This is a genomic window from Nisaea denitrificans DSM 18348, assembly GCF_000426505.1.
In the GTDB taxonomy this organism is placed as follows: Bacteria; Pseudomonadota; Alphaproteobacteria; order Thalassobaculales; family Thalassobaculaceae; genus Nisaea; species Nisaea denitrificans.
Genome location: NZ_AUFM01000011.1, coordinates 818381 through 839043, shown reverse-complemented (window position 1 = coordinate 839043; position 20663 = coordinate 818381). Strand labels below are relative to the sequence as shown.

General features: G+C 59.0%; 22 protein-coding genes. 10 read left to right on the top strand and 12 right to left on the bottom strand.

Annotation, left to right across the window (positions count from 1 at the left end):
• Positions 1-218: 218 nt before the first annotated feature.
• The 8 genes from K328_RS0104850 to K328_RS0104815 form a co-directional block, all read right to left on the bottom strand.
• The gene (locus tag K328_RS0104850; protein ID WP_028465008.1) at positions 219-1124 is read right to left on the bottom strand and encodes an NAD-dependent epimerase/dehydratase family protein; all 906 of its coding nucleotides are present in this window, start codon (positions 1122-1124) and stop codon (positions 219-221) included.
• 36 nt (positions 1125-1160) lie between these two features.
• Positions 1161-1493, bottom strand: a complete 333-nt coding sequence (locus K328_RS0104845; protein WP_028465007.1) for a hypothetical protein — start codon at positions 1491-1493, stop codon at positions 1161-1163.
• A complete protein-coding gene (locus tag K328_RS27145; RefSeq protein ID WP_028465006.1) occupies positions 1493-1804 on the bottom strand; it encodes a hypothetical protein in 312 nt (103 codons plus the stop codon). The genes K328_RS0104845 and K328_RS27145 overlap by 1 nt, the downstream gene beginning before the upstream one ends.
• 95 nt (positions 1805-1899) lie before the next feature.
• Complete coding sequence (locus K328_RS0104835) at positions 1900-2718, bottom strand: sulfotransferase family 2 domain-containing protein (RefSeq protein WP_028465005.1); 819 nt, start codon at positions 2716-2718, stop codon at positions 1900-1902.
• Positions 2719-2919: 201 nt separating this feature from the next.
• Complete coding sequence (rpsI, locus tag K328_RS0104830) at positions 2920-3417, bottom strand: 30S ribosomal protein S9 (protein ID WP_036553149.1); 498 nt, start codon at positions 3415-3417, stop codon at positions 2920-2922.
• A gap of 3 nt (positions 3418-3420) precedes the next feature.
• Positions 3421-3879 (bottom strand): 50S ribosomal protein L13, encoded by a 459-nt coding sequence (rplM, locus tag K328_RS0104825; protein WP_028465003.1) that lies wholly within the window; start codon positions 3877-3879, stop codon positions 3421-3423.
• A gap of 190 nt (positions 3880-4069) precedes the next feature.
• A complete protein-coding gene (locus K328_RS22600; RefSeq protein WP_051284496.1) occupies positions 4070-4984 on the bottom strand; it encodes an aldose 1-epimerase in 915 nt (304 codons plus the stop codon).
• Positions 4981-5409: a PaaI family thioesterase gene (locus tag K328_RS0104815; RefSeq protein ID WP_028465002.1), complete on the bottom strand. Its 429-nt coding sequence runs from the start codon at positions 5407-5409 to the stop codon at positions 4981-4983. Before K328_RS0104815 ends, K328_RS22600 begins: the two co-directional genes overlap by 4 nt.
• Positions 5410-5516: 107 nt before the next feature.
• On the opposite strand from K328_RS0104815, the gene K328_RS0104810 reads away from it, so the two are divergent.
• Complete coding sequence (locus tag K328_RS0104810; RefSeq protein ID WP_028465001.1) at positions 5517-6611, top strand: NADH:flavin oxidoreductase/NADH oxidase; 1095 nt, start codon at positions 5517-5519, stop codon at positions 6609-6611.
• Between the two features lie 27 nt (positions 6612-6638).
• Here K328_RS0104810 and K328_RS26590 read toward each other — a convergent pair whose 3' ends face one another.
• The gene (locus K328_RS26590) at positions 6639-6833 is read right to left on the bottom strand and encodes a hypothetical protein (protein WP_156901173.1); all 195 of its coding nucleotides are present in this window, start codon (positions 6831-6833) and stop codon (positions 6639-6641) included.
• Positions 6834-7142: 309 nt separating this feature from the next.
• Here K328_RS26590 and K328_RS0104800 point away from each other — a divergent pair, with 309 nt between their 5' ends.
• Positions 7143-8006: a dimethylarginine dimethylaminohydrolase family protein gene (locus tag K328_RS0104800; protein ID WP_028464999.1), complete on the top strand. Its 864-nt coding sequence runs from the start codon at positions 7143-7145 to the stop codon at positions 8004-8006.
• 12 nt (positions 8007-8018) lie between these two features.
• Here the strand turns inward: K328_RS0104800 and K328_RS0104795 are convergent, their stop codons facing one another.
• Positions 8019-8738: an HAD family hydrolase gene (locus tag K328_RS0104795; protein ID WP_169721171.1), complete on the bottom strand. Its 720-nt coding sequence runs from the start codon at positions 8736-8738 to the stop codon at positions 8019-8021.
• Positions 8739-8915: 177 nt separating this feature from the next.
• On the opposite strand from K328_RS0104795, the gene K328_RS22595 reads away from it, so the two are divergent.
• The 3 genes from K328_RS22595 to K328_RS0104780 all read left to right on the top strand — a co-directional run bounded on the left by K328_RS22595 (position 8916) and on the right by K328_RS0104780 (position 12416).
• Complete coding sequence (locus tag K328_RS22595) at positions 8916-10226, top strand: ammonium transporter (RefSeq protein ID WP_036553145.1); 1311 nt, start codon at positions 8916-8918, stop codon at positions 10224-10226.
• An 11-nt stretch (positions 10227-10237) separates the two neighbouring features.
• A complete protein-coding gene (locus tag K328_RS0104785; protein WP_028464997.1) occupies positions 10238-10576 on the top strand; it encodes a P-II family nitrogen regulator in 339 nt (112 codons plus the stop codon).
• A gap of 121 nt (positions 10577-10697) precedes the next feature.
• Complete coding sequence (locus tag K328_RS0104780; RefSeq protein ID WP_028464996.1) at positions 10698-12416, top strand: SulP family inorganic anion transporter; 1719 nt, start codon at positions 10698-10700, stop codon at positions 12414-12416.
• 26 nt (positions 12417-12442) lie between these two features.
• Here the strand turns inward: K328_RS0104780 and K328_RS0104775 are convergent, their stop codons facing one another.
• Positions 12443-13249 (bottom strand): alpha/beta fold hydrolase, encoded by an 807-nt coding sequence (locus K328_RS0104775; RefSeq protein ID WP_028464995.1) that lies wholly within the window; start codon positions 13247-13249, stop codon positions 12443-12445.
• Positions 13250-13513: 264 nt separating this feature from the next.
• Positions 13514-14875 (bottom strand): MATE family efflux transporter, encoded by a 1362-nt coding sequence (locus K328_RS0104770; RefSeq protein ID WP_051284493.1) that lies wholly within the window; start codon positions 14873-14875, stop codon positions 13514-13516.
• Positions 14876-14951: 76 nt separating this feature from the next.
• On the opposite strand from K328_RS0104770, the gene K328_RS0104765 reads away from it, so the two are divergent.
• The 5 genes from K328_RS0104765 to K328_RS0104745 all read left to right on the top strand — a co-directional run bounded on the left by K328_RS0104765 (position 14952) and on the right by K328_RS0104745 (position 20656).
• Positions 14952-15890, top strand: coding sequence for an AEC family transporter (locus K328_RS0104765; protein ID WP_028464993.1), 939 nt, complete (start codon positions 14952-14954; stop codon positions 15888-15890).
• 47 nt (positions 15891-15937) lie between these two features.
• Positions 15938-17329 carry a multicopper oxidase family protein gene (locus K328_RS0104760; RefSeq protein WP_028464992.1) on the top strand — a complete coding sequence of 464 codons (1392 nt, stop codon included), beginning with the start codon at positions 15938-15940 and terminating at the stop codon, positions 17327-17329.
• 111 nt (positions 17330-17440) lie between these two features.
• Positions 17441-18238 carry an enoyl-CoA hydratase gene (locus K328_RS0104755; protein ID WP_028464991.1) on the top strand — a complete coding sequence of 266 codons (798 nt, stop codon included), beginning with the start codon at positions 17441-17443 and terminating at the stop codon, positions 18236-18238.
• Positions 18239-18240: 2 nt separating this feature from the next.
• Positions 18241-20064 (top strand): O-acetylhomoserine aminocarboxypropyltransferase, encoded by a 1824-nt coding sequence (locus K328_RS0104750; protein WP_051284491.1) that lies wholly within the window; start codon positions 18241-18243, stop codon positions 20062-20064.
• Between the two features lie 124 nt (positions 20065-20188).
• Positions 20189-20656 (top strand): PAS domain-containing protein, encoded by a 468-nt coding sequence (locus tag K328_RS0104745; protein WP_169721170.1) that lies wholly within the window; start codon positions 20189-20191, stop codon positions 20654-20656.
• Positions 20657-20663 lie beyond the last annotated feature (7 nt).

The following is a 20663-nucleotide window of genomic DNA, read 5'->3' as shown; positions in this document are numbered from 1 at the left end:
CCGAGTAATTCCTTTTACTTACTCCGGCTCCATAAATACTTTCTTTGAGGCGACATAATTGAGTAAACACACAACAAAACGTGAAATTTCGACCACAATCTTATTCTGTGTTTTGCAGTCGATAAAAAACAATCGAAGCCATCACGACGTGGAAATAGCCTTCCCGTTAAGAGATTGTGGCAAAACCTAAAAACTCCGGCCTCCGATCAGCCTTCCGCCTAGGCTTCTGCGTAGCACCCACTTTCAATTTCCTCGATAAGACTAGGCCCATGCGGCGCCCAGCCGAGCTCAGCCCGAGCCCTTAGTGCCCGCACCCGGCTATTCGATCCCATCGTGTCGTTTGCCGGCCCCTCGCCCCAATGCCCCGCCGCTTCAGCCAGCGTCATTTCCGTGGTGCCATTGCCATAGCCAAGCATTTTGCCAATCGCGGCGCAGACGTCGCACATCGCGTTCTCTCCATTCTCGGCATAGAAGAACGAGCCGGCTGGCGCGTTCTGCAATGCGAGAAGATAGAGATCTGCAAGATCGCGAATATGGACATTCGACCAGACATTGGTTCCGGGCCCGATATGGCGTGCTGCGCCGGTCCGCTGGGCGAGATCAATCAGCCAGGGAACCTGCATGCTATCCGGATTGACGCCCAGACCTTCTCCATAAATCAGACTGGGGGCAATGATCACGGTCCGCACGCCGCTTTCCGACGCAGCCAGAATATCCCTGTTGAGCGCGACCCGCGCTGCTCGGGCCGGAGATGGCTCGATCAGCGTATTGTCGTCATATATCGGGGGCGCATACCTGCCCTCGTCACGTCGGCCGACAATGCTTGAACCACTTGTATGGATAAAGGCCTTACCGCTCCCCGCGAGTGCCTTGAGCATCGTCTCAGCGGCGGGCCGGTGGTCCGCGCTCGCTGCGTTCACGACAGCATCGGCGGCCTGCGCTTCCCGCATCAGAAGGGCACTGTCGTCAAGATCCCCGATAACCGGATCAATACCCAGCGCCCGAACCAGGGACGCCTTCTCCTTTGAGCGAACCAGCCCGCGGACCTTAAGACCGTCCTTGAAGAAACGCGCCGCGACGGATCCACCGATATACCCGCTCGCTCCAGTCAGAAAAATATTCACTCGATCCCCCTTGCAAACTTTTTTAAGTGTTCAGACTCACGGCTGCCGAGAAGTGTGCGAAACCCAAAGTGCCGCGCGCGGATCCCGCGGCACTAACATGCCCTGATACCGGGCCATTCCCATCGGTGTGGCATTCACAATGCCATCAAAACGGTCACCGGTCAGATCGTCGAGGTCCGGAAATTCGACTGACATGTCCGGCCAGCCGGCCCGAATGTCCTCAACGAGGCGGACTGTAGAAGTCGCCTCCCTGTCTGCCGCGACACTCCGGCCTGCGCCGGTTCCCAGAACGCGATAAAGAGGCTGTCCCGCCATTTCCGTCACGAACGCGTCATGGAATCCAAGGATATCCTTATCGTAGTCGTGCATCAGACCATCCTGAAACACGAGTGTATTGGACGCGCCGACGCGAGACACTTCCTCCGACCACACGTCAACAAGCTCCAGAACGCGCTGCTTTTGAGGGTGGGTGTTATTGCCCCCCCCGTAAATCCGGCGGCCCGGACTCTGGCGAGTTCCATACCAAGATCGACAGGGGACGCCTGTTCGGTATCGATCAGAACATAGCGGCAATTGATACCCTGCGCGGCGCTTTCGGCTTCATGCATCACAGGAGTACGAGAGAATCCGATCCCGTCGCCGATCAGACCGACAAGGACCTCGCCATCTTTTCCCTCCATGGCAATTGTCAGATTGCATTGAATGTATTTTCAATGGCTCTATCCCCCCTGTGGGACCTGTAGTCACGATACGCACAGGGGTTATGTGCAATCTTTTATCGGAATTTCACTAGGGACTGCTCGACAACGTCGTTCTGGTCATCATATTCGAGTGAAACATAGGAGCGCATCTGTCGAGGTTTGAGATATGCGTCATCCGCAAAAAGCTTGGAATAGCGCTCCTGATAGAGGTTTTCAGCAAACCGGTAGAGATCTCGGTCAAACTGAGATCTCTCGTGCAGCTGCTCGAGCATGACATCCGAAATATCACACTCCACTTCCGCAACCTGAAACCGTGGATAGATAAAACCCTCAAGACTAACAAAGCATGCCAGCAAGGACGCGAATTCGGAAAACCGCTCCTGCAACCCAAAGAATGCCAAATCGGATTCGATACGACGCTTCGCCCTGGCGAGTGATCGTTCAAGATCGTTATCTCCGGCCTGCCAGCCGATCAGAAATGTTGCATGATTGAGTGCTGCGGAGCTGAGACCGCCGAGTATCTTCTCTGGCTTCCAGCGAGCACCCGAAATACGCGCCGCAACATGCTGCAGAAGCGAGGTGCCTCTGCTCACAGGGTTCCGCAGAACAGTGAAATAGGCAGTGTCTTCGTCATCAAAACGGCGCTTTGGCGGTGAATGAGAGAGCACAATACGGGCAGTCGCCTCATCCCCGAGGCGCACGTCCTCCCGCGAGAACGCGCCGGCCGCATTGAAGACGGTGTCACCCCGAATGCTCGCAGCCGCTTCGAGTAGATATCGCGTGGTCGTTCCGCCGCATTTCGGCACATGCAGGAAATGGAGCCGACGCCCGGCGCGACAGAGGTTTTTGTCTCCAGACGCGTTGACCAGCGATTTTCCGATATCAATCTTCACGCCACAGACGCTCCATACAACCCATCGCGACCATCAGTCGCCCATTCCCGGACCAAATCCCGTCAGGTAGAACAGCTTCTGTCATCGAAATCTGTCTGCTCGCAAGGAACATGGTACCCGACATCACACAATGCGCTGGTTCGAAAAGACAAAAAAACGCGGCACAAGGCCGCGTTTTTCCATCTGAGATATTTGGTCGGTTTAACGCTTGGAGAACTGGAAGCTCCGGCGCGCTTTCGCCTTACCGTATTTCTTACGCTCGACCACACGCGAGTCACGGGTCAGGAAGCCAACTTTCTTCAGCGACGGGCGCAGGCCCGGCTCGAAGTAGGTCAGTGCCTTGGAAATACCGTGACGCACGGCACCGGCCTGGCCCGAGAGGCCACCACCAGTGACGGTGCAATAAACATCGAATTGGTCTTTACGGTCCGTAACGTCGAACGGCTGGTTGATCACCATGCGCAGCACCGGGCGGGCGAAATACACGCTGTCTTCGCGGCCGTTAATGCTGAACTTGCCGGTACCCGGCTTGATCCAGACACGGGCGATTGCGTTCTTACGCTTGCCAGTGGCATAGGCCCGACCGAACTTGTCGAGTTTCGGCTCAGCTTTCACCGCCTCTTCGGCCGCGTCCTGCTTCAGAGCCTCGAGCGCTTCCAAGCCTGCGCCTTCGTTGGTCTCTTCAGTCTCAACTGACATGGCTTACCTCTTGTTCTTCGGGTTCATCGCGGCGACGTCCAGCACTTCAGGCTGCTGCGCCTCATGCGGATGCGCGGCACCGGAATAGATACGCAGGTTGCGCATCTGCTCACGGGCGAGCGGGCCACGGCTGATCATCCGCTGCACGGCTTTCTCAAGCACCCGTTCCGGATGCTTGCCGTCCAGGATCTTGTCCATTGTACGGGACTTGATGCCGCCCGGATAACCGGTGTGCCAGTAAAAGGTTTTGTCGGTCCGCTTGTTGCCGGTGAGCTTCACCTTTTCAGCATTGATCACGACGATGTTGTCGCCACAATCCATGTGCGGGGTGAAGGTCGGCTTATGCTTGCCGCGCAGGTAGTTTGCGAGAACGGAAGCGAGGCGGCCCAGGATCATGCCTTCGGCATCAACGATCCACCACTTCTTTTCGATCTCGCTCGGTTTTGCCGAGTAAGTACGCATCTCTTTAACCATCCAGTGATGCTGCTAAATCCAATAGCCACACAAGAACCGAAGTCCTCTGCAGCGGTCGGCGTAAAATACGGATGCGCGTTATGAAGTCAAGCGCGAAAAAGTATGTTTTTTCAATAGCTTTACAATAACGGTATTATATTACCGCGCATGTAAGTCGTTTTATAACCGGATGAATGGCTTAATGTCCTGCAAACCCGGGTTTGAACCGCATCGAAGCGACAAGCCTTTCGCCCGGCGGAACCGCCTGTATCCCCGTTCCAGTAACGCCTGCCGCCAAGAGATTGATGGCATCGATACAGTGAGTCACGGGCTCCACACAGAAGAAGGGCTTTCCGTCAGGCGTAAACAGAATGACATGGGAGAGCCCCTTGCTGCCGTCGATTTCAAGGCTCAGTCCCTCGCCTGGCCAATGCAGCAATGCACGGCCTCCCCAGCCGCCGAAACCGGTATCAAGCCCACGTGGCAATGGCCGCCCCTCTGTCCCGGAAAAACCCAGATCTCCGGGAACACTCTTCGGACCGGCAGGCAGAACTCCATCAACAGCCGGCCAGATCGAAGCGAATGAGGTTGTCAGCACCGGCCCCGCCCGCCATGGCAGATACGGGTGATGGCCGAGCCCGCCCGGCATGGCCATCGGCCCGATATTATCCAGCTCCATTGAAATGCGAAGCGTTCCACCCGTCAGATCGAAAACCTGCCGCGCCTGATAGGGAAAGGGCCAGTCCTCGCCCGAATAGACATAGGACAGCGCAGCGTAAGTATCGGAAACGGTATCGACATCCCAGGACACCGAGCGGCCATGTCCGTGAATGGCGTGTGGGGCGTTCTTCTCCGTCACGGCGATCCGATGCTCAGCGCCATCCCAGATAAAGCGGCCATCCCTGATGCGATTGGAGAACGGCACCAGGGGAAAGCTGCCCCATGCCGTTGCATCTTTGCTGTCAGAGTCTCCCGATTTCGGCCGGGGCACGAACCAGTCCGTCCGTTCCTCACCAGCCTCGCTCCAGAAAGCGGAGATGCGGCCGCCCGATTCCGGCAATATCTCGACATTCAGGGGACCATCGGAAAGCCGGATGACAGATTCGGCACTCATTCCTGCTCTCGCGGCGGGATCGAATAGGTCGCGGTTACATGGCAAACCGGATCGTCTTCTTCACCTGTGCTGAACAGGGTGACTTCGCCATAAGCCAGCCGCTTGCCGCATTTCAGCAAACGCCCTTCCGCGATCAGGTCAACCGGCTTTGGACGGCGCAGGAAGTTGGCATTCAGGCTGGTGGTCACGGCGAGCTTCACAATACCTATGCGCGACAGCACGCAGGCATAAACCACGACATCCGCCAGCCCCATCATCACCGGACCGCTGACCGTGCCGCCGGGACGCAGGAAGTCCTCCTGATACGGCAGCACCGCCCGGGCTGTCCCGTCGCCGATCTCCTCGAACCGCACGCCGTACTGGCCGACCGCAGGCACTTCCTCCCGCGCGATCCGGTCCATTTCGGCATTGCTCAACTTCGTCATTCAGTCCTCCCCCATGGGCATAATACCGATATTGTTGTGTTCATACGGTATTTTACGCGCCAGCATGTGCGGCCAGTATGTGCGGATAAAAACTAGGATAGAGCCCCATGAGCAGTCATCTCTTTTCCCCGATCAGTTTTCGTGACCTGACCTTGGATAACCGCATCGCCGTTTCGGCTATGTGCCAATACGCGTCCGAGAACGGGTCCGCGAACGACTGGCACCTGATGCATTATGGAAACCTCGCCATGGGCGCAGGCGGGTTGCTGATTACCGAGGCGACACACGTTTCCGCCGAAGGCCGGATCTCACCCAAATGCCTTGGCCTCTATTCGGACGAAAATGAAGCGACGATCAAGCGGTTCGTCGACTTTTGCAAAAAGTACGGAACGGCAAAGCTCGGCATCCAGATCGGCCATTCGGGCCGCAAGGGCTCGACCAATCCTCCGGGCAAGGGCGGCAAGCCCGTTGCCGAGGGCGAAGGCCGCTGGCAGACCGTCGGCCCCTCGCCTATTGGCTATGCGGATTGGCCGGCACCGCTCGGACTTGATGATGCCGGACTGGCCAAGGTCAAAGCGGAATTCGTCGAGAGCACTATTCGGGCTGACCGGGCCGGTTTCGACCTCGCCGAGCTGCATGGCGGGCACGGTTATCTGTTGCATCAGTTCGTCTCGCCGCTGAGCAACCAGCGGACGGACGGCTATGGCGGCAGTCTCGAGAACCGTCTGCGCTTCCCGCTTGAGGTCTTCGAGGCATGCCGTGCCGTCTGGCCAGCAGGAAAGCCCTACGCTGTCCGGTTCTCAGCGACAGACTGGGTCGATGGTGGCTTCACACCTGATGAGGCAGTGGCTTATGCGAAGGAGCTGAAAGCCCTCGGATGTGATTTTATTGACGTCACAACCGGTGGTCTCGACCCGCGCCAGAAAATCGAAGTCAAGGCCGGGTACCAGGTTTTCCTTGCCGAAAAGATCAAAAAAGAAGCCGATATCCCGACCATGGCCGTTGGCATGATCGTCGGAGCGCAGCAGGCGGAAAACATTATAGCCAAAGGCGAAGCTGACATGGTCGCATTGGCCCGCGGCGTTATGGACGACCCGCGCTGGGCCTGGCACGCGGCGCAGGAGTTGGGTGAGAGCATTGCCTACCCGGAGCAATATGCCCGCTGCGCGCCGAATCTCTGGCCTGGCGCCGCATTGAAGTAACTGGCCAGCCATCTTGCGGCCAATCAGTCAGATGCCACTGTTACTGCTTTTGAGCCAGGCGATTGCCTCTTCGCGACCGCAGAATATCTCGTGCTCTACAGGAGAAACGGCACTCGCCATGTTGCTATAGGCCTGCAATAGCTGACGCTCGGACGGAATGCTGACGACAATCGCGTTCCGGGCCCCTGGACCGCGTAAATTGGCAAGATCCGAGCCTTTCATGGCAACTCTCTGAAAGTTAGCGGCTCTGAAGGATGAAACGCGCGCTCCAAGGAAATTCCAGAGCGCGAGTTTTCTCGGGCTGTTTGCATGGTATGTCGAGGATACCGAAATTATTTCGTCGGCAGACAGATCACCAGTGCCCACAAACTCGACAATGTCGTCATGCTCATGGACTTCGATCGGCAATTGTTGAACCTCCCCTAGTATCTTTTGATTAAGTAGAGATCATCTGCCGGCCGGATATCAACCTCCGCAAAGAACACCTCTTCCCGGGTGCACTCGAGATGCGATTTAAAAGGACGCAAACGCATGCAGAATGAAACCAGCAAGATCCGCCGGGTGTTGATGAAGCATGCGAAGGATGCCTTTGTTTCCCAAGAAAAACTGGCCTCTGAATGGCGCAGCCTGAACTATCTGGAGGAGCCGGATTTCTCGAAGGCTTGTGCCCAGTCGGACACTCTGGCCGACATTCTGATCGGGCTTGGTTGTTCCGTTGAATGGCTTGGAGCTGACGAAACGGTCGGTATCGATTCCATCTATGTGCGCGACAATGCCATCACCTCCGACAACGGACTTGTCCTCTGCCGGATGGGCAAGGAGGCGCGTCGTCCGGAACCTGCGGCGATGGCGCCGGGGCTCAAGCAGGCTGGAGTGCCTGTCCTTGGACAGATTGACGGCACCGGGAAGATCGAGGGCGGCGATCTGATATGGCTGGATGGCAACGTCCTGTGTGTGGCCGACGGTTACAGGACCAATGCGGAAGGTGTCCGGCAGCTAACGGAATTTCTCGGAGATGCCGTCTCGGAAGTCATCACCGTCCCGCTGCCGCATTGGAACGGCCCCGGCGATGTGTTGCACCTGATGTCCTTCATCAGCCCGATCGCGCCGGACCTGGCGTTGGTCTACTCCCGAATAATGCCGGTCTTCTTCCGAAACTGGCTGCAAGAGCGCGGTATCGAGCTGGTCGAGGTGCCGGACGAGGAATATGACAGCATGGCCTGCAACGTGCTCGCGGTCGCCCCACGGGTTGCTGTGATGCTGGAAGGCAATCCGGTGACCCGGCAGCGTCTGGAAAAAGCCGGCGCGGACATGCATCTCTATGATGGCTCGGAGATATCCGCCAAGGGTTGCGGTGGGCCGACCTGCCTGACCCGTCCGCTAGAACGGGGCTGATCGACCTCCCGGTCAGCCTACTTCGCGCGAGGGAATATCCGGGGTCGCGATCCCGAGCAGCTCGGGCAGCTTTGCCATATCATCGAAGAGCTCATGCACACCGACGGCAGCGAGTCCTTCCGGGCCGTGATCGGCATAATATCCAAAGACCCGCATGCCGGCTGAAATTCCGGCGCGGGCGCCCGTCGGACTGTCTTCGACCACGACACAGTTCTCCGGCGCCACCCCCATGCGCTCCGCGCAATAGAGATAGAGATCCGGCTCCGGCTTCGGAATGCCGACCATGTCGGCAGAGAAGATACGACCTTCGAAATGTCGCTTCAGGTTCGTCACACCAAGCGTGACATCCATCTTTTCAACCGGCCCATTGCTACCGACACAAATCTTCGTGCCGGAGTCCGAAATTACGGACAGTGCGCTGTCTATCCCGGGAATGGCCCGCAGCTCCTTACGATAGAGCTTGAACTGCTTGGCATAGATGTTTGGCACCCAGTCTTCGCCCAGCTCCCGGCCAAGCATCGCTTCGACGTCCTTCTGGATGAAGGTGAGCTTGCCGCCGAGAAAACGCTTCAGCGCGTCCTCAGCCATGATCTCGACACCGGCTTCGGTCATGGCGGCGGCTATGATCCGGTTTGCAATGGCTTCGCTGGCAACCAGCACACCGTCGCAATCAAAGATAACGAGTTCGCATTTCATGCCACCGGTATAGCAGCTGGGAACATGTCCCGTCATCAAATGTATCGAGACAATTTTGCGTGCAGAGCCTGAAAACCCGACATTCTTTTTTTGGTCAAAAATTAAGCAGAGTCTATTTCTGCTTGCAGAACAGGCAACGGCCATTAGTCTTCCGGCCTGAGGGGTACGGGGGTACCCGCATCGATAACCGACTTTCAGGGGGAAACACTTTTCATGACACATATCCGGAGGCTCGCCTCCCTCGGCTTCACCACTGCCGCCGCCTTCGGGTTCGGCATCGGTGAAGCCCGGGCGGCAGATGCTTTGAGCGGCGGGGATACAGCCTGGATTCTGACGGCTACCGCGCTCGTGCTGTTTATGACCTTGCCCGGTCTGGCTCTTTTCTATGGCGGGCTTGTGCGCGCCAGAAACGTGCTGTCCGTCCTGATGCATTGCTTCGCCGTTGCTTGCGTGGCTTCGATTGCCTGGCTTATCGCGGTCTATAGCCTCGCCTTTGACGATGGCGGAGCGCAGCAGGCCTGGATCGGCGGACTTGGAAAGATGTTCCTCGACGGTGTCGGCACGGACAGTCTCTCGGGCACGATCCCCGAGACTGTGTTCTTCATGTTCCAGATGACCTTCGCCATCATCACCCCGGCCCTTATTGTCGGAGCCTATCCGGAACGCATTCGTTTCGGCGCAGTCGTGGCCTTCAGCTTCTTATGGCTGTTTCTGGTTTATGCACCGGCCTGTCACTGGGTCTGGGGCGGCGGCTGGCTCGCCGATATGGGCGTGCTCGATTTTGCCGGCGGTATCGTTGTCCATGTCACGGCAGGTGTTTCGGCATTGGTCCTCTCTATTGTCCTCGGCCCGCGTCGTGGTTTTCCGCATGAAATCCGTCCGCCGCACAGCCCCGGCATGACGGTGACCGGCGCTGCGATGCTGTGGGTCGGATGGTTCGGATTCAATGCCGGCTCCGCGCTGGCTGCGGACGGAAATGCAGGAATGGCCATGACCGTGACGCATATATCCGCGGCGGTCGCCTCACTCGTCTGGGCAGTCACCGAATATTTCCGCTTCGGAAAACCGAGCGTGATCGGGATTGTCACCGGCATGGTCGCCGGACTGGCCGCAATCACGCCCGCGTCCGGATTTGTCGGGCCGATGGGAGCTGTCGCTATTGGTCTCATTTCAGGTTTTGTCTGCCAGTGGTTCACGACCTGGATCAAATTCAAGATCAAGATTGACGATTCTCTTGATGTCTTTGCGGTCCACGGGGTTGGCGGCATTATAGGAACGCTGCTGGTCGCCGTCTTTGCTGTGCCCGATTTCGGTGGCCTTGGCCTTGCCGAAGGCGTCACGATAACGGACCAGCTCTGGGTTCAGATGATCGGAATCCTGTCCGTCGCAGTCTGGTCTGGCGTGATTACCTGGGTGCTTGCCCAGATCATTTCGCGGACAATCGGTCTGCGTGTCAGCGAAGAGAGCGAGATCGAAGGCCTTGATATCATCGCGCACGGCGAGCGCGGCTACGACCTAACCTGAGGAGACAGGTGATGAAGATGATTATCGCGATTGTGAAACCGCATCGCCTGGACGCGGTACGCTCGGCACTCAACGAGGTCGGCGTTCACGGAATGACCACCAGCGAGGTCAAGGGATATGGCCGTCAGGGCGGTCATAGCGAGATTTACCGCGGAGCTGAATACACGGTGAGTTTCGTTCCGAAAGTGAAGATCGAGGTGGTCACCAGCGATACGCTTGCCGACCGGGCGGTCGAGTCCATCGCCCAGGCCGCGAAGACAGGCAAGATCGGCGACGGCAAGATCTTCGTGATGGATGTAGCAAAGGCCGTCCGCGTCCGAACCGGCGAGCAAGGCGACGACGCTCTTTAAGCTGCGGCGCTATCACACACGGAAAAGGCCGGGACAGTCCCGGCCTTTTTTGCTTTCATACCTTATCGCATAGAACTGAAATGATCAGTCGTCGCCGCCCGGCATAGACTGGACTCATCGCATGAGCAGCAATGTCACTCCTTCGCCGGCCTTCAAAGGGCCGAGCTTTCTGGAAGCATTTACCCCGAAGCTGGTGACAGTCCTGCGCGAGGGTTATGGGCTTGCGAATTTGCGGGCCGATGCTGTCGCCGGCCTGACCGTCGCCATTGTTGCCCTGCCACTTTCCATGGCCATAGCCATTGCCTCGGGGGCAACCCCGGCACAGGGCCTCTACACCGCGATATTTGGCGGCTTCCTGGTCTCCATGCTCGGCGGTAGCCGGTTCCAGATCGGCGGGCCGGCAGGCGCGTTTATTGTCTTGGTGGCTGCCACAGCGCAGGCGCATGGCATGGACGGGCTGATCCTCGCCACCATGCTCTCCGGCCTGATACTCGCGGCCATCGGCCTGCTGCAACTCGGCACCTACATCAAGTTCATCCCCTATCCGGTGACGGTCGGTTTCACCGCCGGTATTGCCGCCATCATTTTCGCCAGTCAGATCAAGGAACTGCTCGGCCTGACCCTGTCCGGGCCGGAGCCGGGACCACTGCTGGAAAAATTGCCCGCGCTCTGGGTCGGTCTGCCGACCGCAGAGCCTGTCACCATAGTGATGGCAGCCGCGACCATCGCCGTTATCACCGGGCTCAAGCATTTCCGCCCGCATTGGCCCGGCATGCTAATCGCCGTCGCTGGTGCCGCAGTCGCAACCACCCTGCTCGATCTTCCTGTCGCCACCATCGCTTCCAGGTTCGGCGGCGTGCCCAGCAGCCTGCCCCTGCCATCCCTGCCATCCCTGGACACTGCAAAGATCGTGGCCGTCCTGCCGAACGCGCTTGCCTTTGCCTTGCTCGGTTCCATTGAATCCCTGCTCTCCGCAGTCGTGGCGGACGGCATGACGGGACGGCGACACCGTTCCAACTGCGAGCTGGTGGCACAAGGCGTGGCCAATGTCGTGTCGGGCCTGTTTTCCGGGATCTGCGTCACCGGCACCATCGCCCGGACGGCGACAAATGTCCGGGCGGGCGCACATGGCCCGATAGCGGGCATGCTGCACGCGCTGTTCCTGTTGGCCTTCATTCTGATCGCTGCCCCGCTCGCCGGTTTCATTCCACTCGCCAGCCTCGCAGGGGTGCTGGCGCTGGTGGCCTGGAACATGGTCGAAAAGCATGCCTTTATCACCCTGCTCCGGGCCTCACGCGGGGATGCGGCCGTCCTGCTGACGACGTTCCTGCTGACCATCTTCCGGGACCTTACAGAAGCCATCATTGTCGGCTTTGCCCTGGGATCGGTCCTGTTCATTCACCGGATGTCGAAGACCACGGCGATCGAGACCCATCGCCCCTTCGTGATGGAGGATGAGGCGGACAGTTCCGACCGTCCCCGCGCACCCTATGAGGAGGATGCGGAGAACGATCCCGAGATCGTCATCTATCGTATTTCGGGGGTGTTCTTTTTTGGCGCCGCCGCTTCCATCGGATCGGTACTCGACCAGATAGCCGACACCCACCGGGCGTTGATCATCGATTTCAGCGCCGTGCCCTTCGTCGACTCAACCGCAGCCAATACGATTGAAGTGCTCGCACAGAAAGCCGAACGGCGGGGTGTTTCCGTTTATCTCACAGGAGCGATCCCGGACTCCCGCCGCGACCTCATCGCGCACGGCCTTCGGCCACCCCTGGTGCGTTACTCAGACAGCATTGAAAGCGCCATACGCGAAGCCAGAACGGAGGAGCGTCGCTAGGCGACGCTCCATGCGGTCCAAGCGACTTAAAGAGAGGCGGCGAACGTCATGATTTCAGACGAAAATTTCTCCGGCCGCTCCGCCGGAATCAGATGTCCTGCGTCACCGAACACGACATGAGACTTCTTCGGGATCCGTGCTTCAAGCTCCGCAATGTCTGCCTCTATACGGAACACCCGGTCATGTTCCCCCGTCATCAGCAACACAGGAACGTCCAGCTTCTCGTATGGGAAATCCCATTCCGTGCTGACCGATCCCTTCATCAGCTCGTAAAGACCCTCGCCGTCTTTCATGCCCTGGTAATCACCCTGCAACAGGGTTGGCCGCATCTTCGCCAGCTGTTCCGGATTGACCAGCATCGGCAGATTGGCCTCCATGATGAGCTGCCCGCCGCCGGTCCCCGCCATGCGGACCATGGCGCTGTTGATCCATTCCAGTCGGAGGCTTGGCTTGCGCAAGGTGTTGATCAGCACCAACCCTTCGGCAGCGGCACCTTTCAGATAGGCCTGGGCGGCAAAAAGTCCGCCGATGGACAGACCTGCCAGAATCGGACTCGGCGGAGCCACATGATCGACGATCCGCTTCAAATCATCGACGATGGTAAGCGGTCCGAGATCCGCATCCGGGGTAAAAGTGCTATCCACCTGACCACGGAAATTATAGACGAGCGTGCCGTATCCGGCGGCCCGAAGAGCCGGGCCGATGGCGTCGACTTCCCACATCCCGGTGTTACCGGTCAGCGCATTCACAAAGACGAACGTCTGTCCCTTCGCACCCGGCGCCTGATACTCATAATAGAGACTGTTGCCGACGCTAATTTCCAGATTCGCCATTTAGTCCTCCCGTCCATATTTTTTTGACGACTATAGGCTGAGAGTCCTGGGGCTTCCAGCCCTTGCCCAGTCCGATCGAGTGAGAATTGTTGATCTGGCACCGCCTTCCTGACCGGGGCCTCAGCCATGCCTATCTTGGAGGCGCTGCGAGGCCCGTGCACCGGCAGCGGCAACATCCATGCTGCTGTCGGCATCCCTTTCGTTCGGTCTGATCGCAACCGTTCTCACCCTGCTAGAAGTCAGATGGGCCGCACCATCGGAATATCAGTGCCGCCAAGGGCCCAGTTTCAATGTCAGGGCATTGAACAGGCCGTAGGTCGCCATGGCTCCGGCCACGAGAAGGAATACCGTTGTTTCGTTGAACGTCGACGGCTCCAGAAAGAAACTCCCGCCGCCGAGTAGAACGACAAACCGGATTCCCGCTCCGGTGACGGGCCAGAGCAGTGAGTTCATTGCCTGGCTCGCGAAATAGAGACACAGGCCCAACCCGAAAAATGCATATGCCGGTCCAACAATGCGCAGGTAAAGAGCGGTCGTTGCCGCGATTTCCGCATTGTCGGTGAAAAGCCCGCTCCACAACCACGGCGCCATGGCCAGAACAGTGCCTATCAGGCCGACAAACAAGGCGGCGAACCCACTCCCGATCCAGCTCACCCGGATGGCGCGCCCGCGCAGGCCGGCGCCGACGCTCAAACCCGCCATGGCAATGCTGGCGCTACCGAAAGCAAAAATGATCGGAATGAGGATCAGCTCGAGCCGCACCCCTATGCCATATCCCGCAAGGGATTGAGGGCCGATCCGCGCCATATAACCCGTCACCACCATCGCCATTGCAATGGTTAACGCAGATTGCACGCTGGCAAATGCCCCCCTGCGGCCAACAATCAAAACCTGCTGCCAACGGATCGGCCCGCCAAGCCGCACCCATACCGGCCGTTTGATGCGGAACAGATAGATCGCGAGATAAAGGCACCCGGCGCTGTATCCGATCAGGATCGAAAGTGGCGCGCCTTTAATCCCGAATGCGGGAACAGAGCCCGCCCCCGTCACAAGGAGTGAGGCGGCGATAAAATGTACGACCACAATGACACCCAGGCCCAGAGATGGGCGCAGCATATCTCCGCTGCCGCGCATAAGGCTCGCCAGCATATTGAACAGCCAGACAAGCACGATGCCGGGAAACAGCACCGCCGCATAATCAAGCGCCGTTTGCAGGATCGCCCCCTCACCGCCGAGAACGCGAAAAAGCGCCGGCCCGAAAAGCCATACGATGACAGCGCTGAAAATCCCGCCGATGGCGGCAAGGATGAGCGCGGTCCGGACCAGCGCTCCCGCCGCGTCATATTCCTTCGCACCAAGCGCGCGCGCCGTTGCAGCGACAACCGCTCCGCCCATGGCCCCAGCGGAAAACATCACGGAGAGGACAAACAGAGGAAATACCAATGCGACACCGGCAAGAGCCAGCGGGCCAAGCCCGCCGACGAACCAGCCGTCCGCTACGAAAAGGGCGGATTGCAACAGGCTGCCGAGTAACCCCGGAGCGGCCAGCCGCAGGATCTTTCCCGCGATCGGCCCTTCCAGAAACGGGTGCGCAGGAGAACCGGCCTTATCTGTCTTGGCTGTCATCTAGAGGATTTTTCCGTTATCGAGGATAGAGTTGCGAGCTGCCTTACCGGCGCTTCTTTTCCAAACCGGACCGTCCATGGAAATCCTGATCGACATCATCCTGCCGGTCTTCGGCACAGTCTTCATTGCTTATTTCGCGGTTCGTCTGCGGCTGTTCCCGGAAAGTGCAATCGACGGTCTGTCCAAGTTCGTCTTCAATTTCGCCATCCCGCCAATGCTGTTCCACACCATGTCGCGCCAGACCTTGCCTGACCCGATCGAATGGGAGTTTCTGTTCTCCTTTTTCGGCGCGGGCTATGTGGTCTGGGTGCTGGGCATGCTGGTGTCATTGTGGTGGTTCCGGCGCGACTTCGCTCATGCTTCGTTGGCAGGGATGACTGGCGCCTTCGGAAATACAGTTCTGCTCGGCATCCCATTGATTTTGACCACTTTCGGCGATGCTGGAACTCTGCCGGTCTTCCTGATCATCGCGTTCCATTCCTGGCAGTGGTTCGCGGTCGTCACGATCCTTGTGGAAGGCGGCCGCGGGCAAAAGGGTGCGATGATTGGCATTCCCTGGACCATCGTGAAAAGCCTGTCGAAAAACCCGATCCTGATTGGCCTGATGCTGGGCCTCGTCTGGAACATATTTGAGCTGCCATTGCCTCAGCCTGTTGTCGACATCACCGGGTTCCTCGGCCGCGCGGCACTACCCTGCGCTGTCTTCGCCATGGGAGCATCGCTCGCCAGATACAGGATTTCCGGGGCCATCTGGGAGGCTCTTGCCGGCAGCGTCCTGAAACTGATCGCCTTCCCGGCCATTACCTATGTGATCGCGACCCATGTCTTTGTCATGGACCCGCTCTGGCGCGACATCGCGGTCATCATGGCCGCGCTGCCGGTAGGGGTGAATGTCTACCTGTTCGCCGACCGCTACGATGCCGGCGCACCCGCCGCCGCGACATCGATGCTGATCTCCACCTTCCTGTCTTTTGGCACCATTGGTCTGCTTCTGCATTTCCTCGGCGTTCGGTAGCCCCATATCATGACTGGTCGGAAGAACCGGGAAAGGCGGAACAGGCGATGAAACTCTCCAGGCGGAACTTGCTCAGAGCCATGGGCGCGACGGGCATTGCGAGTGCAGTTGCAGGCCAGCCGGCATCTGCTGCCATCACACCGAAGGCCCGCCTGGAAGCACGGCCAGGGACAGCGCGCCTGGCACCGGCGGAGTACGAGCCCACACCGATCTGGGGATATGACGGCGGTGTGCCCGGCCCGACGATCCGTGTCCGGCAGGGCGAACGGGTCGACCGTGAGTTTCTCAACAATCTGCCGCAAGCCTCCACAATCCACTGGCATGGCATCAGGATCGACAATGCCATGGACGGCGTTCCGGAACTGACCCAGGCCGCCGTCCCTCCGGGCGGAACTTTCGACTACGGCTTCACCCTGCCGGATGCCGGCACCTACTGGTATCACCCGCACAACCGGACCTGGGAGCAGCTCGCGCGCGGTCTCTACGGCGCCCTGATCGTCGAAGAACCCGAAGCACCCGACGTGGACCGGGACGAAGTCCTGCTGATTGACGACTGGCGCCTGACCGAAACGGCGCAGATCGCAGAGAACTTTGGCGCCATGCATGACTGGTCCCACGGCGGCCGGATCGGCAACTGGATCACGGTCAATGGCGACGGTTACTGGACGTCCGACGCACGCCAGAATGACCGGATGCGCCTTCGCCTCGTCAATCCATCGAATGCGCGGATTTTCAATCTCAGCCTGAAAGGACTCTCCGGCTGGGTCGTTGCGCTGGACGGTCAGCCTGTTTTGACGCCTCAGCCAGCGGAAACGCTTGTGCTCGCTCCGGCGCAACGTATCGACCTTATTGTCGACGTCACCGCGAATGCGGGCACTGAAGCCTCCCTCGTCTCTCACGAACGCGGCGGCAGTTATGCCGTTGCCGTCTTTCGAGTTGGCAAAGCCGAGGCGGAGCGACGGATTGAAGCCCCCGGACCACTCCCGGCCAACCCCGTCCCCGAAACGGGCCCGCTTCAGAATGCCCGCGCGGTCGACCTGGTGATGGATGGCGGCGCCATGGGCAGGATGCGTAGCGCGGTGCTGAACGGGACGGATACCGACATCCGCACGCTCGTCAGCAAGGGCAAGGCCTGGGCTTTCAACGGGCAGGCCGAGATGACTGACACACCCCTGCTGTCGGCCATGACGGGAGAGACCGTGCGCATTCGCATGGAAAATCGGTCCCGCTGGCCCCACGCCATGCATCTGCATGGCCATCATTTCAGGCAGATACTTCAGGAAGAACGTATGGGGCCGCTGCGGGACACACTTCTGGTGCAATCCGACGAGACCGCAGAAATTGCCTTCGTCGCCGACAATCCCGGCGACTGGCTGCTGCATTGCCATATGGTCGAGCATGCCGCAGCCGGCATGATGACCTGGCTGAAAGTCAGCTGATAGTTTCACCGCTCAAATCACCGAGATCCCGCTGTCATGACTGTTCCTCGACGCATTGCGGCGCTAGTGTTCGCGATGATCCAAGGCGGAATAGCCAATCGGGAGGAATGCATGTCTGTCGCGGAAGAATTAGGGGCCGATCTTGTCTTGCGCGAGGACCGGGACAGTATTGCCCGGCTCACCCTGAACAGACCGAAAGCCTATAACGCGCTCTCGCTCGGCCTGATGGCGGCACTCCAGAACGAACTGGAAGAGATCGCCACCAATAAGACCATAAAAGCCGTGGTGCTCGAAGGATCCGGCAAGGGTTTTTGCGCCGGACACGACCTCCGCGAAATGCGTTCCCGCACTGATGAGACCTTCCATCAGACGGTTTTCGCCGCCTGCTCGAAGCTTATGCTGACTGTCACAAACCTGCCGCAGCCAGTCATTGCCAAGGTCCACGGCATTGCGACCGCCGCTGGCTGTCAGCTCGTTGCCACGGCGGACTTGGCCATCGCGACCGAAAGCACCCGGTTCGGCACCCCTGGCGTCAATATCGGCCTGTTCTGCTCGACCCCCATGGTCGCCGTCTCTCGGGCCATTCCGCGCAAGCAGGTTATGGAGATGCTGTTGACCGGCGAGATGATCGATGCCGAGACCGCCGTTACGCATGGCCTGATCAATCGCGCCGTTGCGGAGACGGAGCTGGAAGACGCCGTGCAGGAGATGGCCGGTAAGATTGCCTCGAAGTCGCCGCTGGTGCTGAAGACCGGCAAGAAGGCCTTCTACCGGCAGCTCGAAATGACGCTCGCCGATGCCTACGCCTATACCAGCCAGGTAATGGTCGACAACATGCAGGCCCGCGATGCGGCCGAAGGGATCGACGCCTTCATCGAAAAACGCGATCCGGAATGGACGGGAGAATAAAGATGGCCGAGAGCGAAGCAGCCCGCCGGATCGATCACGAGAATTATCCGGACGGCTACATCAAGGAGATCCTCTCCTCCGTCCGCACTATTGCCGTTGTCGGAGCCAGCCAGAAATGGACCCGGCCGAGCTACTTCATGGCAAAATACCTGCAGGGCAAAGGCTACCGGATCGTTCCCGTCAATCCCGGTCTCACCGGTCAGGAAATCCTTGGAGAGCAGGTCTATTCCTCTCTGAAGGACATCCCCTTCAAGATTGATATGGTTGATATTTTCCGTAACTCGGAAGCCGCCGGACCGATCGCGGAGGAGGCCGTCGAGATCGGCGCCGACGTGGTCTGGATGCAGCTCGGCGTGCGCAATGACGAAGGTGCGGAGACGGCCGAGAAGGCCGGACTCAAGGTCGTGATGAATCGCTGCCCGAAGATCGAGTTCTCCCGGCTCTACGGTGAGCTTTCCTGGCATGGTTTCGATAGCAATGTGATTTCCTCGAAACGCCGCGCCGTAGGCACCCCGAGTGCCGAGGAAGCAGCCAATCCGGCTGCGGCCCCCCGGCAAAGGGCCGGGTTCGAGACCCGTGCCATCCATGCCGGCGCCGCGCCGGACCCGACGACGGGGGCCCGCTCGACACCGATCTACCAGACCACGGCTTATGTGTTCGAGGATGCGGACCACGCCGCATCGCTTTTCAACCTGCAGACATTCGGCAATATCTATTCGCGCCTTTCGAACCCGACGACAGCGGTGTTGGAAGAACGGATCGCCAGCCTCGAAGGCGGCCGGGGCACGACCTGCACGGCGTCTGGCCATTCGGCGCAGATGCTCGCCCTCTTCCCGCTGATGCAACCGGGGGACAGGCTGGTCGCGTCGACCCGGCTCTATGGTGGATCGATCACCCAGTTCGGCAAGACTTTCAAGAAGTTCGGCTGGGACTGCGATTTCATCGATATGGACGATCTGGACGCGGTGCGCGCCGCTGTCGCCAACTCGTCCTGCAAGGCGTTGTTCGCGGAATCTCTCGCCAATCCGGGCGGTGTGATCAGCGACATCGCGGCGCTTGCCGATATCGCGCACGAGGCAGGCGTCCCGTTGATCATAGACAACACGATGGCCACTCCCTACCTCTGCCGGCCGTTCGAGCATGGCGCCGATCTTATCGTGCATTCGACCACCAAGTTTCTCTCCGGTCATGGCAACGCCATGGGGGGAGCGGTCGTCGATTCCGGAAAGTTCGACTGGGGCCAGAACGACAAGTTTCCATCCCTTTCCGAGCCGGAGCCCGCTTACCACGGCATTTCCTTCTGGGAGAGCTTCGGCGATCTGGCGTTCACCACCTATGGCCATGCGGTCGGATTGCGCGACCTCGGACCGACCATGGCGCCGATGAATGCATACCTCACCATCACCGGCATCGAGACGCTGCCTCTACGAATGGAGCGGCATGTGTCGAACGCGGCCAAGGTCGCCGCCTACCTCGATGACCATCCAGCTGTGTCCTGGGTTTCCTATGCGGGACTTGAGAGCAGCCCGTACCACGCACTGGCGAAGAAATACCTGCCCGGCGGAGCCGGCTCCGTTTTCACCTTCGGGATCAAGGGTGGGTATGCAGCCGGCGTTAAGATTGTCGAGCGGGTCGAGTTGCTCAGCCATCTCGCGAATATCGGCGACACCCGCTCCCTGATCCTGCACCCGGCATCGACCACGCACCGGCAGCTCACAGAAGAGCAACGGTTGGCGGCCGGAGCCGGAGAAGACGTGATGCGAATTTCAGTCGGACTGGAGACTGCGGAGGACATTATTGAAGACTTGGAACAATCCCTAAAATAAGAGACAATTAATTTAAGCAGGGATTGCGGATGATGTTTAAAAATCCCAAATAAATTGGGGAAATGAGTCTATGAACAACTGCGATGGTTCTGCAGCACTCCACATACAGACGACGCCAACAAAATTGTCCGTTGTTCAATCCGCCGCTGAACTTCAGCACCCGGAACTTGTCGCGCTCTATGAATTCTGGAAGGAGCGCGCCGGTGATCGCATTGCTCCGGCGCGCCAGAACTTCGATGTACCCGAACTCAAGCGCTGGCTTCCCCATCTGATCTTGCTCGATGTCCTCGAAGACTTATCGGACGTTCGGTATCGCGTCATTGGAACCTGGGTCGCAGACTGTTTCGGCCGAGATGACACAGGTAAGACACTCGCCGAGATCGGGCTGACTGATCGCCGTCGGGAAGTCCGCGACGAGTTCCTTCTTACGGCCCGGACCATGCTGCCCTATGCCGTCATCCGTCCGTTCTATGATCGTGCCGGGGTCAAGGAGTATCTCCGGGCCGAACGCGTGGTTCTGCCGCTCAGCAGTAATGGCGAAACCTGCGACAAGGTTCTTTCCGGGATATATGCGCTCGACGATCCGTCCTAGTCGCCCG